Here is a 13479-nt window from a genome sequence, read left to right as displayed (position 1 = left end):
AAAGCGCGACCTTCATCGATACGACATTCCGAGAGAATATCCTGACGCGAGCGACGACACTCTGTCTCAAATCTGGCATGCAATTTATATCCGACTACGGTGTACCATTGCCAGACCCGATGGGGTGGGCCAATGAAGCAGGAACGACAGGGCGTTACTTCGGCGGTGTTGCACGACCGGTTTCCCGGCATGGGGGGCGGAGAACGGTTCGCCATCGAGACGGCGCGAGTGCTCGATGCGCCGATTTACACCGCGTACGTCGCGGAGGGTGTCAGTCCCCCGGAGGACGTGACTATCATCCCAATTCAACAGAAGAAGTACACTCGCGGCGTCTCCGGCCGATTCCTCGAATGGAAAAATGAGGGGATGAACCCGCTGGAAACGCTGTTGGTCGCGCTCGATTTGACGGACGCACACGACGAGCTGGTGAACTACGACGTGTTGGTGGAGAGCGCGCCGCTCTCGAAGTCCTACGTACCCCCCATCGAGCAGACGGTGCTTCACTATCCGCATAGTCCGCCGCGGTGGCTGTACGACCTCTACCGCGAGCGCCTGTCCGGGTTTGACTATCCCGGCGTCCGGTTCGCGCTGAAGGCGTACGCGAAGTGGTGGCGCACGCTGGACAAGGAGGCGAACGACTACGTCGACCAGTTCGTCGCCAACAGCGAACTGGTGCGCGACCGAATCCAGCGATACTACGACAGGGACGCCGTCGTCCTCTATCCACCGGTAACCGGCGACTGGTACGACGGCGGCGACGATGACTACTTCGTGACGTGGTCGCGCCTATCGCCCGAAAAGCGCATCGACCTCGTGGTCGATGCCTTTGCGGGATTGGACGAGCGTCTCGTCGTCGTCGGAGACGGCGAGGAGCGCGAAACGCTCGAACGAAAGGCGCGCGACTGCGACAACATCGAACTGCTCGGCTACGTGGACGACGTCGAGGACGTGGTCGCTCGTGCAACCGCAGTCGTCTACGCTCCCAAGGACGAGGATTTCGGCCTCGTCGGGGCGGAAGCGCTGTCGGCGGGAAAACCCCTCATCGGGGTGAACGAAGGCTACACCCGCCAACAGGTCGTGGACGGGGTAACCGGACTCCGATTCGAACCGAACGTGGCGTCACTGCGGGCCGCAGTCGAGCGGTTCGATCCCGACGATTTCGACGCCGACGAAATCCGACGGTTCGCAGAACGATACGACCGCGCGACGTTCGCAAAAGACCTCCTCGAACTCGTCAACAAAGCGCACGCGGAAGCCGCCTCGAAGCGCTCCGCAGTCAACACAGATGATACGAAAACCGTACACATCCACTGAGCCTCGCGTGTCGGTCGTGATTCCGACGCTTCCGGCGAACGACCACGAACAGGTGGTGACCGACCTCCGCAATCAGACGATGACGGCGTTCGAAGTGGTGGTGGTGGACGATGCGAAGCTGGACATCTGCGAGGCTCGAAACGCCGGTATCGAGGCCGCAACGGCCGACACGATAGCCCTCACCGACGACGATTGCCGACCACCGCACGACTGGGTTGCACAGGCCGACGAGGCGCTTTCGGATGGGGACGCGATTTGCATCGAAGGGAGCGTAGAGGGAGGGCGAACGTATCACGGCGAGGGACTGTACGTCGGCTGTAACCTCGTGTTCGACCGCGAAACGGCGCTTTCCGTCGGCGGATTCGACAGCGAGTACGCCGGATGGCGCGACGACACGGAGTTCGGATGGCGGATGGAATCGCACGGAACCTGTCGTTACGACCCGAATTTGCTGATGTACCACCCCGACAGGACGCGAGCGACCATCGACGACGAAAAGGAAGCGCGCCTTCGGCGCGAATATCCCGCTCGCTATCGCGAGCGAATCGTCCCGCACACGACCGTCGGGCGAGTCAACGACTGGCTTTGGCGGCGCGGGTTCTGGAACACGGTCGATAGGGTTCGGTACGTCGGAGGGAGGCGATGACGCTCGGAGACTGGATCGCGGAAAGCAGGAGTCGAGTTCGTGAGGACGGCTGGCGCGGTGTGGACAAATCAGCCTACGAATTGTACAAAGGCGTTCTCCGGAGAGTCGGTGACCGCCGAAACTACGGCGAGTCGATATACGACCACCCGTGGGACGCGCTCGTCGTCCTCGACGGCTGTCGGGTCGATTGCATGCGTGAGGTCGCGCCGGAGTTTCCGTTCATCGACCGAGTCAACCGATTCCAGTCGGCGGGAACGCGCTCCGACGAATGGATGCGCGCAAACTTTTCGGGACGGGACTGCGCAGACACGGTTCACGTCACAGCGAATCCGAACTCCGACGAGCACCTCGATTCTGCAAATTTCGCCCTGTTGGACGAAGTGTGGCGCGACGGTTGGGACGACGAACTCGGGACGGTTCCCGCCCGCGCCGTCACCGACCGCGCGATTTCGGCGGGGCGCGAACACGACCCGGAAAAACTCGTCGTCCACTACATGCAACCGCACTTTCCCTCGGTTCCCGACCCGATTCCGGGCGACGCCATGAGCCGGGACGAGTTCGGCGATCGGGTCGGCGTCTGGGAGCGCCTGCGCAGGGGCGACCTCACCCGGAATCGAGTCTGGGAATCCTACCGAAAAAACCTCCGGTACGTCCTCTCGGACGTGAACGTCCTCCTCAATAACCTCGATGCGCACCGGGTCGTGCTGACCGCCGACCACGGCAACGGGTTCGGCGAATGGTACGTCTACGGCCATCCGGACAGAGTGCCGATTCGCGTCCTGCGCGAGGTTCCGTGGGTCGTCACCACCGCGAACGATTCCGGGTCGCACGACCCGGAATCGTGGATGGAGACAACCGAAACGTCGGTCGCCAACCGTCTTTCGGCGTTGGGGTACCGATGAACGTCGCGCTCGTCGTCCTCGACACCCTCCGAAAGGACGCCTTCGACGCGCACTTCGACTGGCTTCCGGGCCAACGGTTCGAAAACGCCTATTCGACCTCGCACTGGACCGTCCCAGCCCACGCCTCTCTGTTCGCGGGAAAGTACGCGAGCGAACTCGGTGTGTACGCCGGGGCGCAACTGCTGGACTGCGAGGAGCCGGTTCTCGCGGAATCGTTCGGGGAAGCAGGGTACGCCACGCGGGCGTTCAGCGCAAACGTCAACGTCTCCCGACCGTTCGATTTCCACCGCGGATTCGACCAGTTTGAGGGCAGCTGGCGACTCGAAGCCCTTTCTGAGAACGTCTTCGACTGGGACGGATTCATCGCCGAAACACGGGAACAGGGCGCGGAACGCTATCTTCATGCTCTGCACGAGGTGCTGACCGGTGACTGTGACATGATTCCCTCGCTCAGGCGGGGCGCACTGTTAAAACTCCGCGATTTAGGGTGGGGCAAGGCGACCCGCGACGACGGTGCGACGGAGGCGCTCCAATTCGTCCGGGAAACCGATTTCGGCGAGAACGAATTTCTGTTCGTCAACCTGATGGAGGCCCACACGCCCTACGCCCCGCCGGAGGAGTACCGAACCGTCGAGCCGCCCGAACTGAACGGTTTGCGGGCGACGCTCGAAGGCCCGGAAGAGAACCCCGAAACGATTCTGCGAGCGTACGACGACAGCGTTCGGTACCTCTCGGATATGTATCGCGCCATCTTCGCGGAGCTCTGCGCGGAGTTCGATTACGTCATCACGCTGTCCGACCACGGCGAGGTTCTGGGCGAGTACGACGCGTGGGAACACCTCTGCGGACTGTATCCCGAGGTGACGCGGATTCCGCTCTGTATCTGGGAGAGGAAGCAGGACGAGCCGGGCGACTATCAAACCGACACTACCCGAAACGAGACGGTTAGCCTCCTCGACGTTCACCGGACGGTACTCGACGTGGCGAACATCGACGGTGAATCGCGAGGGCGCAGTTTGCTCGAAGAAACCGCCGAAAACGCCGGAGAAATAGAATTTCTGGCGGAGTACCACGGTTTGACGAATCGGCACCGAATTGCACTCGCACGGGATGGATTCGATACCGAACCGCTCGACGGAGAGATGCACGGACTAATCGCCCCCGGCTACTACGGATGGGAAGCACCGAACGGTTTTCACGAAGTGGGAGAAAAAGAGAAGCCACGGGAGCGAATCGAATCCCTCGTGAACGAACTCGATAGAAGAGTCGCCGAAGACGACGTGACCGTCTCGGAGGCGGTCGAAGCCCAACTCCACGATTTGGGCTACGCATGAGCGAAGCGGACGGAATCAGCCTCAGCAGGGAGACGCTCGGCGGAACCGCCGCCCAGTTCACCATGGCGGCCGTCGGTTTCGCCGGAACCGTCATTTTCGCCCGATGGCTCGGCCCCGCAACGTTCGGCGGCGTTTACCTGCTGTTCGCGGTGACGAAAATCGCGGACAGACCGATGAACGGCTGGTCGCTCGCGGCGAAAAAGCGCCTCTCCGAGTCCGACGCGCTTCGTCCGCCCGCGTTCGGAGCACAGTTGTTGTTCAACGCCTTTTGGGTCGCACTCGCCGTCGTCGCCGTTCTCGTCGCCGGTGACGCTCTGCGAGCGTACACCGGCCTCGCGCTCGCACCCGTTCTGCTCGTTCTTTTGCTGGCGACCGAGTCGATGTACGAAACAATCGAAAGTCTCGTCCAAGGCCGAGGGCGAATCAGCGCCGCGACGTGGAACGACACCCTTCGCTCGGCGCTCACCCTCCCTCTTCAACTCTGGTTCGTCGCGCTCCCCGGAATCGCCGGGGCGGGGATGGTGTACGGCCTCGTCGCCGCATCGGCACTCACGCTTCCGATAATCGCACTCTTCGTCTCCGCGCGACCCGCGATTCCGTCCCGGGCGTTCCTCCGAAGCCTGGTCGATTACGCCAGGTACAGCATTCCAACGACGATACTGGGAACGACGTACGACCGCCTCGACGTGCTTCTGCTCGGGTTTCTGCTCGGGTCGGCATCGGCTGGGTTCTACGAAGTGGCATGGAAACTCACGCTTCCAGCGGTGTTCGTCGCTGACGTTGCAGGACGCGGATTGATGTCGACGGTGAGTGCTCGCCGCGCTCGCGGGGGGGACGGCAGTGAGAACGGAAGTGGCGTCGGGCGCGACGTGTCGAACATCATCGCCTACGCTGGAATACTCGCGGTTCCGATTCTCTTCGGATCGCTCGCGCTCTCCGAACCACTCGTCGTGACCGTCTACGGCCCCGACTTTCGAAACGCCGCACCCCTGTTGGTCGGGCTCGCCGGATACCGAGTCGTCCGAAGCCAGAGCGGACCGCTGGTGCAGGCCGTCAACGGACTCGACAGGCCCGACGTGGCCATGCGACTGTCGGCGGTTGCAGTCGCGACAAATCTCGTTTTGGGCGTTCTGCTGACGCTCCGACTCGGCCCAATCGGCGTCGTGATCGCGACTATCGTCGCGGAAACGCTGGTCTATCTCGGCGGCCTCCACTTTCTCCGGCGAGCAGTTTCGGGACTCGTTCCGATTTCGCGCCCGATGGTCGAACAGGTCGGTGCGGGCCTCACCATGTTTGCCGTCGTTTCGACGGTGCACGCTTCGTTTCCCGTCGATTCGTGGATTGATCTGGCGGTACTCGTTTCGATCGGCGGCGGCGTCTACGTCGGCCTCCTTTTAGCTGTGAGTCCGGGCGTCAGACACACTCTGGAAGAAGCGGTTCGCGGGTCGTTCGCGTCGTTCTAATTCCTCGACTCGCTCTTTTAGCTTCTCGACGTTCTTTCCTTCGGCGATGAGCGTCTCCACCGCCTCCGATACCCCACCCCTCGGATGGGACGAACGAAATCCGACGTCGTGTTCGCGAGGTCAGGTTCGTCGTCAACCAGCAGGACGCGGATGGCCACCATCATACTCGGAAAATTCGCCAGACGGGTAAATTTGGCGTGTTGAATGGTATGTATAGTGATAGTCACCCGGAGCATGGTGGGAGCGAACAAGCCAGAAGGTATAACGGTGATTGGGGACGAACAGGACTGTGATGTCGCTCCTCGAAGTCAACATCGAAAAACCTGCACTCGTCGAAGAACGAGTGTACCCCAATGAGGACACTGCACCGGCGAGTGCGCGCACGAAGACCGAATCGTCGGAGCGGTCGGTCGTCTCGCTGATAAAACCGCTCGTCGGTCTTCTCGTCGTCGCCGCTGTCGCACTGTTCGCTCGAAAACTCCGCGCACCGTCCGACGAAACCGAGGACGACTCGGCGTCGCTCGAAACGGACGATTTTGAAACGGACGAGTTCAACGCGGAATCCGGACGCGGCAAAAGCGCCGCAGGCGTCGTCGGCGTGCTGGTCAGCCTCCTCGGCGTCATCGCCCTCGCGCGAAAAGTCCGTGGCGGATCGGTAGACGAATAGAAAATAGACGTTTTTCTGACGCTTATTTGGCGAATCGCGTCGCATCAAGAGTTAAATAGGCCTAGTAGATTGTATTCCAAATATCAGAATGACTATCAAACCCGCCGACTACGACCTGCGGGAACTTCGCAGGATGGCGGACGAGGGCGAGCTGCCGCTCGACCTCTCCGCGAGCGACGACGGCCAAACTGCAGAAGACATCTTTCGACTGAGCCAGCGAGAAGAACTGATGAAACTGCAAACGCAGTTTCTCGCGTCCGGGTCGCTTCCGGAAAAGCCCTACCTGACCCTGCTTCCGAGCAGATACGGTGCGGAGGTCATCGTCTTCGAATGGCTCGATTTCCTCATCGAGAAGGCCGGATTCGAAAACAGTTCGAACGCGCTCTCGTACTACGAGGAAATCGGTTGGTTGAGCGAACCGGCCTGTGAAGCCCTTCAGTCGTATATGTACGGCTTTTCTGAGGTAGACCGATTCGGCCCGGATGGACCCGCCGACTTCGACACGAACGATCACGTGTTGAGTTTGGTTTACATCGCCCGACTCGCCACCCTGTAGTTCGCTCGCCCGAATGTCGCCCGTCGTTCGTTTACTCCGCGTAACCGAGGTTCCGCAACCGATCTTCGATTACGTCGTCGGTCATCTCTTCGCGGACTTTCGGTGCTTCTGCCGTGACTTCACGGCGTTCCTCCGAGTCGATTTCCGCCCACGGAACTTCGATGAGTTCGCGTTTATGTAATCCGCCGGGGTGACCGAACGTTCGAATCGGAATCGGATACGTTCGCTCGCCGATGAGGTTACCGTGGTCCGCCGTGATAACCGATTTTCCGGGGAATTCGTCCACCAGTTCCTCGACGTGTGGAAGGGTCACGGTGAGATTTTCGACGTAGGCTTCGATTATCTCGGATTCGTTCTCCGCCTCGCCGTAGAGGAGGGCGTTCCACGGATGCGGTTCGCCGCTGTGGTCATCTGATGGCATCTCGATACCAGCGTGGCCGAACTTGCGACCCTTCTCGCCGATAAAGGGGAAGTGCGGTTGCATGAAATGCGTGATGATGCGTTTGTCGGGGTACTGTTCGAACGCGGAAACTGTCTGTTCGACCATCGTTTCCGGCATGACGGTTCGAAACGTATCGTCCCAATGGTCGTCCAGCAGGTTGACGACGGCGTGAAAGGTTCCGTCGGGAAGTTTGTAGGCGTGAGGGTTCGACGTGACGTACACCGTGTCGTGGAACTCCTTCCCGACGTAACTCTCCTGCATGAACTCCCAACTCTCGCTTCCCGGCGAGAGTTTGCTCGTCACTCGGTCGCCGATGTTCGCCCTCGCCGCGAACATATCGTATCGACAGGCGTCCAAGATGACGAGATTGTCCCAATCCTCCGCCATCACGTCCATACGCTCGTCGGTGTTCAACAACCGCGAAACGTAGGCGTTTGCGTTCAGTGCGTCCTTGCGGAGTCGCCGCGTTTCTCCTCGAAGGAGCGATGGGTTTTCCAGAACTCGGAGCGCGTTCTGGAGAGAGTACCGTTCCCAAATAGACATACTGCTGTCTTTGAGTTCTACTCAAATATATATGTCATCCCTAAGGTCGCGTACACTGAAAATCAACGATGATGTCACGTTATAATTTTATAATATACTGTCCGTTTACGACCGTTTTACTCCGGTCAAGAAGTTCAATACAGGCGTTTTCTGGGCTTTAACGGCGAAAAATAAAAACGAATTTACCGTTCCAAAATGTCGATGGCAGGACGACCGGGTTCGGCTTTCCGGGCGGTGTCGGCGGCGGCGTCCGAACTCGAAAGGACGTTCACCGGGGCGTCGAACTCGCGTTCGATTAGCCATGCCGTCTGCCGGAGCACCTCGTGCTCGCGTTCTGGCGTGAGTGTCGGATTCAGCGACTCCCGTGTCGCTTGCAGGTCTTGGCCATACGAGGCCGCGGCGTCGCCCTGTTCGCGGATTTCCTGCACCTGCATCAGTTCGGAGATGAGGTTCTCCGCGTCGCTGTCCATCGCCAGTTCGAGGGCGCGGTGTTTCCACTCCGGCGTAACCACCACGTCGATTCGCTCCGGGTCTTCGATTCCCGCGACGTCGATGATGTTGCGCACGTCCTCCCGAGTGTTCTCAATCAGTTGACGGCGTTCGACCGTATCCTCTGTTTCCGTCTCCAGAGTCGGCCAGTCCGCGTCGACGACGAACCCGTCGTTTCCGAGTTCGTCGTACAGTTCTTCCGCGATGTGTGGTGCGACCGGAGCCAAAAGCCGAGTCGCGACCGTCAACCCGCGTTCGAAGGTCGGGGCGTGAACATCGGTGTAATCCGCGTATGCACGCAGGGTATCCACGAGATCTTGTACTTCGCGCAGAGCAATGTTGAACATCAGCGCGTCGTACTGCTCGGTTGCGACGGCAACCGTGGCGTCGATTTCGTCGCGGACGTACTCCGCGACGGAGTCGTCCGCGCCGTCCGCCGTTTCGGAGGCGAACGTATCGACCGCGTCCTTGAACCGAGCGAGGAAGCGGTTCGTGGAACGAACGCCCTCCTCCGACCAGTCGAAGTCCCGTTTCGGCTGTGCGGCCTGCATCATGAACAGCCGCGCCGTGTCCGCGCCGTACTCCTCGGAGATCAGCTGCGGAGACACCGTGTTCCCCTTCGATTTGGACATCTTCTCGCCGTCGAGTTGCACCATTCCCTGCGCCAGCAGGTTCGTGAACGGTTCACGGTGTTCCAGCATCCCCAAATCGGCAATTGCTTTCGTGACGAACCGGGCGTACAGCAGGTGCATCACGGCGTGTTCGATGCCGCCGACGTACTGGTCAACCGGCATCCAGTCGTCCGCCTTCCCGCTCTCGAACGGCGCGTCCTCGTAGTCCGGCGAGATGTACCGTAGGAAGTACCACGAGGAGTCGACGAAAGTGTCCATCGTATCAGTCTCGCGGACGGCGTCCGCCCCACACTCGGGACACTCGACTCGCTTCCACTCCTCGGCGGCGTCCAGCGGGTTCCCCGTCGTGTTGATGAACTCCGGCAGTTCGACCGGGAGGTTTTCTTCGGGAACCATAACCGGACCGCAGTCGTCGCAGTGAATCGCCGGAATCGGCGTTCCCCAGTACCGCTGTCGGGAGATGAGCCAGTCGCGCAGTCGATACTGCGTGTGAGATTCCGCGGAGTCGATGTCCGCGGTCAGCGATTCGCGGGCCTCCGCGCTGGTCAGTCCGGAATATTCGTCGCTGTTCACCAAGACGCCGTCCTCGGTGTAGGCGCCCTCGCTCACGTCGGGTGCTTCGGGTTCGCCTTCCTCCGGTTCGGGGGCGACGACAGGTGTAATTTCAACGCCCATCTTCGAGGCGAAGACGTGGTCGCGATCGTCGTGTCCGGGGACGCCCATCAGCGCGCCCGTCCCGACGTCCGAGAGGACGAAGTCGGCGACGAACACCGGCAGTTCATCGCCCGTCGCGGGATTCGTCGCGGTCAGGTCGGTTTCGACGCCGTTCGGTTCGTCGCCGTCCGGGTCTGCATCTTCCTCGATGAAGCGGCGAACGGTATCGTCGTCTTCGGCCAGCTCCTTCGAAATGGAGTGGTCGGGGGCCAGCGCGAAGAACGCTGCACCGAATATCGTATCCACGCGAGTCGTGAACGCCTCCACGGGGCCGTGGCCCTCGACGGTGAACTCCAAGGAAGCGCCCTCCTGCTTGCCGATCCAGTTCCGTTGCATCTGGCGAACGCTGTTCGGCCAGCCGTCTAACTCGTCTATCGCTTCGAGCAGTTCGTCGGCGTACTCCGTAATGGCGAGCGTCCACTGGTCGAGTTCACGCTGTTCGACGAGCGTCTCACAGCGCCAACAGTGTTCATCCTCCCCTTCGACCTGCTCGTCGGCCAACACGGTTTCACAGGAGGGACACCAGTTAACTTCGGCACCGCGTCGGTCGACGAGGCCCGCGTCGTGGAACTGCTGGAACAGCCATTGGTTCCACCGGTAGTATTCGGGCTTGCAGGTCGTCACCTCGCGCTCCCAGTCGTAGCCGAACCCCATCGACTTCATCTGGTCGCGCATCGTGTCGATGCAGTCCATCGTCCACTCGCGTGGATCCGTGTCGCGCTCCTTCGCGGCGTTTTCGGCGGGAAGGCCGAAGGAATCCCACCCCATCGGATGTAGCACGTCGTCCCCCCGCATTCGGCGGTACCGGGCGTAAGAATCGGTTATCGTGTAGTTACGAACGTGACCCATGTGGAGCTTCCCGGACGGGTACGGAAACATTCCCAAGATATACGCGGGACTTTCCGCGTCGTCCGGCGTTCGATACGCGTTTTCCTCGCCCCACGCCGTTTGCCAGCGCTGTTCGATAGTCGCATGGTCGTATCCCTCCTCAGACATGTGTTCGTCTACTCGATATAGCGTTCAGCGTCTTCTAAGTGTTGCTATCAGACTCACAGACGAGCGGGCGCTATTCGGTAGAAAGGCGTCCTCTACGGAATGTCGCAGTCGAGAGGGGGCAGTACGACGTGCGTTTTTTACGTTGCTTCGCGACAGTGGTCGTAACGGATTCGCGTATCATGAACGACTCGACTCACCACCTATCCGCCAATTATTTCATCGAATGCATCGAGCAGGATAGCCACGACGAGGCTACGGAGTATCTAGAACGGGTCGAAACGGCATCGACCGAAAAGCGAAAAGCGACGGTACGCGCGCTCCGTCCGCTCGCGAACGACGATCCGTCCGCACTGAAACCACTCGTTTCGACGCTGACAGCATTTCTCGGCGACGACGAGCGGTCGATACGCCTGACCACGGCGAAACTGTTCGTTGCCATCGCCGAAACCGACCCGGACGCTGTCGTTCCAATGGTGCCCGCACTGGGCGAACGACTGGGCGACGACGAGGAGTTTTACTACGTTCGCGCACGCTCCGCGGAGGCGCTCGGATACGTCGCACGCGACCACCCCGGGACGGTTGCGTCTCCGGAAGTAGTGGCGGATTTGCAGGTCGGACTGTCGTTCGACGAACCGGAGGTAAAAGAGAAACTGGCGAAAGCACTCGAACACATCGCACTGGGCGACCCAACACGACTGAAACATCAGGTAGCGACGCTCGCGACCCACCTCGATGACGAAAGCGAACTCGTTCGGTATCACCTCTGTACGGTACTCGCGGTCGTCGGTTGCGAGTCCCCCGAAACGCTCACAGATGCGGACGGTGCGCTCGTGGCACGGTTGGACGACGAAAGCACCCACGTCCGCAGACGGGCCGCCGAAGCGCTCGGCTTGCTTATTCTTGCGACTACCGAGGAGAGTTCGATTCGGGAATCGATTCTTGACGATCTCAAAGAGCAGAAAGTAGACAGCGAATCGTTTTTTCGACGCCGAAAGCGGTTCGCACTTGGTGCAGTTAACGGGGCGGTAGGGTCGAGCGAGGTTGAAGCCGAAATAGGAACGGTCGAAGGGATTCGTGCGACGACTGGCGACGCCGTCGCAGAAATCACCTCTCCTGATGGCGAGTGTCCACACTGCGGGCTTGCACTTCCAGAAACATCGCCACCGATGTGTCCACGTTGCGGTGGGCCGCACTGAACGAATTGATTTTAGGGACGCCTAAAAATAGAAGAGGTTATTATATTTTAGGCAAGCCTAAACCACATGGCAAAGGATGCCTCGAAACGCGATACGTCGACACGGAGAGACTACGTCAAGTACGGCGGTGCGATACTCAGTGGAAGCCTTCTTGCCGGGTGTGCGAGCGACTCGGAGACGAAGGCGTCACCCGCGACGACCGACACGGAGGCATCGAACGACCAATCAACGAAAACGGAGAAAAGGTCCCACGCGGTTTCCATGGAACCGGTGGGTCGCATCACCTTCGACTCGGTTCCCGAGCGGTGGGTCGCGTATGGCGGCGGTTACGCCGACATGGGCGTCGCACTCGGCAAAGCGGATGGAATGACCGGTATCGGCGGAGCAGACCGCTACTACACTTCTGTGTACGACGAGTTACCCGGCGTGAGCGTTGACCGCCAGCGGCTCGAAAACAACGACTTGGGCGAAGCTGGCATGTCCAAGGAGATATTCTACGAACTCGACAACGACGTTCACGTGATCGACCCGCAGATGCTCGTCAACTGGTTCGAATGGAAGCAAAAAGACGTCGAAGAAATCACGACGAACGTCGGCCCGTTCGTCGGGAATCTTATTTTTCGCCGGGAAGACGATTGGCACGACTACCGATATTACACGCTCTATGAGGCTTTCGAGAAAGTCGCACAACTCTTCGGAGAACAAGAACGGTACCGAGCGTTCGAAACGCTTCACGACGACCTCATTGCGGACATTCAGCGTCAGCTTCCGCCAGCTGAAGAGCGTCCGAACGTACTGCTCGTCTACGAGGGGAGCAACGAACCGGTGAAGTTCTCGCCGTATCGGCTCAACGACAAGGGAACGAGCAAAAAACAGTGGCGCGACCTCGGCGTCAGCGACACGCTCGGCAGTACCGGTATCGACGGGATTAGCACTACCGACCGCGGTCGAATCGATTACGAGATGATGCTCGAAATCGACCCCGACGTGATACTGTTGCGCGCTCACGAGCGAAAAACACCGACCGAGTTCCGCGAAACGGTTCTCGAATTCATGCGGAGCCATCCGGTTGCGAGCCGATTGACGGCCGTCAAAAACGGACGCGTCTACCGGGGTGGCTATCTCTACCAAGGGCCGATTCACAACCTCTTTTTGACCGAACGGGGAGCAAAGCAGTTGTATCCAGACATCTTCGGGAAAGTTACGGAGGATAACCAGTTGTTCGACCGCCAACGGGTTGCAGACATCGTCAACGGGGAGTTCTGACGAAGACCGAAACCGAAAGAATCCTCCCCGGGCGGCATCTTGCTGATGCTCACGAACACAGTTCGCATCAGCAGATGGGCCCTGTCGGATTCGAACCGCGCCCGGACGTACTCACAATACGTTCCGTGCGCCGGTCTACCCCGAATCCGGAATCCATTTCTGCCGAACGCGGTCGCTCGCACGCGCTTCGCGGTACTCGCGGGAAATTCGGCAGAAATGGGCCCTATCGGATTCGAACCAATGACCACCCGGTTATGAGCCGAGCGCTCTAACCAGACTGAGCTAAGGGCCCTGTCGGCTATCGGTAATCTGTGACACC

At 60.1% G+C, this 13479-nt stretch carries 11 protein-coding genes and 1 tRNA gene; 9 read left to right on the top strand and 3 right to left on the bottom strand.

The window, feature by feature from the left end; genetic code table 11:
* Nucleotides 1-132 precede the first annotated feature (132 nt).
* From LIX15_RS14220 to LIX15_RS14190, 7 genes are all read left to right on the top strand, one after another.
* Entirely contained in the window at nt 133-1314 is a 1182-nt protein-coding gene (locus LIX15_RS14220; RefSeq protein ID WP_227773832.1) for a glycosyltransferase, read from the top strand.
* Nucleotides 1286-1960 (top strand): glycosyltransferase family 2 protein, encoded by a 675-nt coding sequence (locus tag LIX15_RS14215; RefSeq protein ID WP_227773831.1) that lies wholly within the window; start codon nt 1286-1288, stop codon nt 1958-1960. Before LIX15_RS14220 ends, LIX15_RS14215 begins: the two co-directional genes overlap by 29 nt.
* Nucleotides 1957-2862 (top strand): hypothetical protein, encoded by a 906-nt coding sequence (locus tag LIX15_RS14210; protein WP_227773830.1) that lies wholly within the window; start codon nt 1957-1959, stop codon nt 2860-2862. The genes LIX15_RS14215 and LIX15_RS14210 overlap by 4 nt, the downstream gene beginning before the upstream one ends.
* Nucleotides 2859-4196 carry a sulfatase-like hydrolase/transferase gene (locus tag LIX15_RS14205; RefSeq protein WP_345412349.1) on the top strand — a complete coding sequence of 446 codons (1338 nt, stop codon included), beginning with the start codon at nt 2859-2861 and terminating at the stop codon, nt 4194-4196. Before LIX15_RS14210 ends, LIX15_RS14205 begins: the two co-directional genes overlap by 4 nt.
* On the top strand, nt 4193-5659 hold the full coding sequence (locus tag LIX15_RS14200) for an oligosaccharide flippase family protein (RefSeq protein ID WP_227773828.1): 1467 nt from the start codon (nt 4193-4195) through the stop codon (nt 5657-5659). Before LIX15_RS14205 ends, LIX15_RS14200 begins: the two co-directional genes overlap by 4 nt.
* 292 nt (nt 5660-5951) lie before the next feature.
* A complete protein-coding gene (locus tag LIX15_RS14195; RefSeq protein WP_227773827.1) occupies nt 5952-6326 on the top strand; it encodes a hypothetical protein in 375 nt (124 codons plus the stop codon).
* Between the two features lie 88 nt (nt 6327-6414).
* Nucleotides 6415-6882 carry a FlaD/FlaE family flagellar protein gene (locus LIX15_RS14190; protein WP_227773826.1) on the top strand — a complete coding sequence of 156 codons (468 nt, stop codon included), beginning with the start codon at nt 6415-6417 and terminating at the stop codon, nt 6880-6882.
* A gap of 31 nt (nt 6883-6913) precedes the next feature.
* Here LIX15_RS14190 and LIX15_RS14185 read toward each other — a convergent pair whose 3' ends face one another.
* Complete coding sequence (locus LIX15_RS14185) at nt 6914-7867, bottom strand: hypothetical protein (protein ID WP_227773825.1); 954 nt, start codon at nt 7865-7867, stop codon at nt 6914-6916.
* Between the two features lie 182 nt (nt 7868-8049).
* Complete coding sequence (gene leuS, locus LIX15_RS14180) at nt 8050-10698, bottom strand: leucine--tRNA ligase (protein WP_227773824.1); 2649 nt, start codon at nt 10696-10698, stop codon at nt 8050-8052.
* Nucleotides 10699-10877: 179 nt separating this feature from the next.
* On the opposite strand from leuS, the gene LIX15_RS14175 reads away from it, so the two are divergent.
* Together LIX15_RS14175 and LIX15_RS14170 are read left to right on the top strand one after the other, a co-directional pair.
* A complete protein-coding gene (locus LIX15_RS14175) occupies nt 10878-11894 on the top strand; it encodes a HEAT repeat domain-containing protein (protein ID WP_227773823.1) in 1017 nt (338 codons plus the stop codon).
* Nucleotides 11895-11960: 66 nt separating this feature from the next.
* Complete coding sequence (locus LIX15_RS14170) at nt 11961-13160, top strand: ABC transporter substrate-binding protein (RefSeq protein ID WP_227773822.1); 1200 nt, start codon at nt 11961-11963, stop codon at nt 13158-13160.
* Nucleotides 13161-13377: 217 nt separating this feature from the next.
* Here LIX15_RS14170 and LIX15_RS14165 read toward each other — a convergent pair.
* Nucleotides 13378-13452: transfer RNA gene (locus tag LIX15_RS14165), tRNA-Ile, on the bottom strand.
* Between the last annotated feature and the right edge of the window lie 27 nt (nt 13453-13479).

Source organism: Haladaptatus pallidirubidus, assembly GCF_020700235.1.
Lineage (GTDB): Archaea > Halobacteriota > Halobacteria > Halobacteriales > Haladaptataceae > Haladaptatus > Haladaptatus pallidirubidus.
This window is presented reverse-complemented; position numbering and strand designations above follow the sequence as displayed.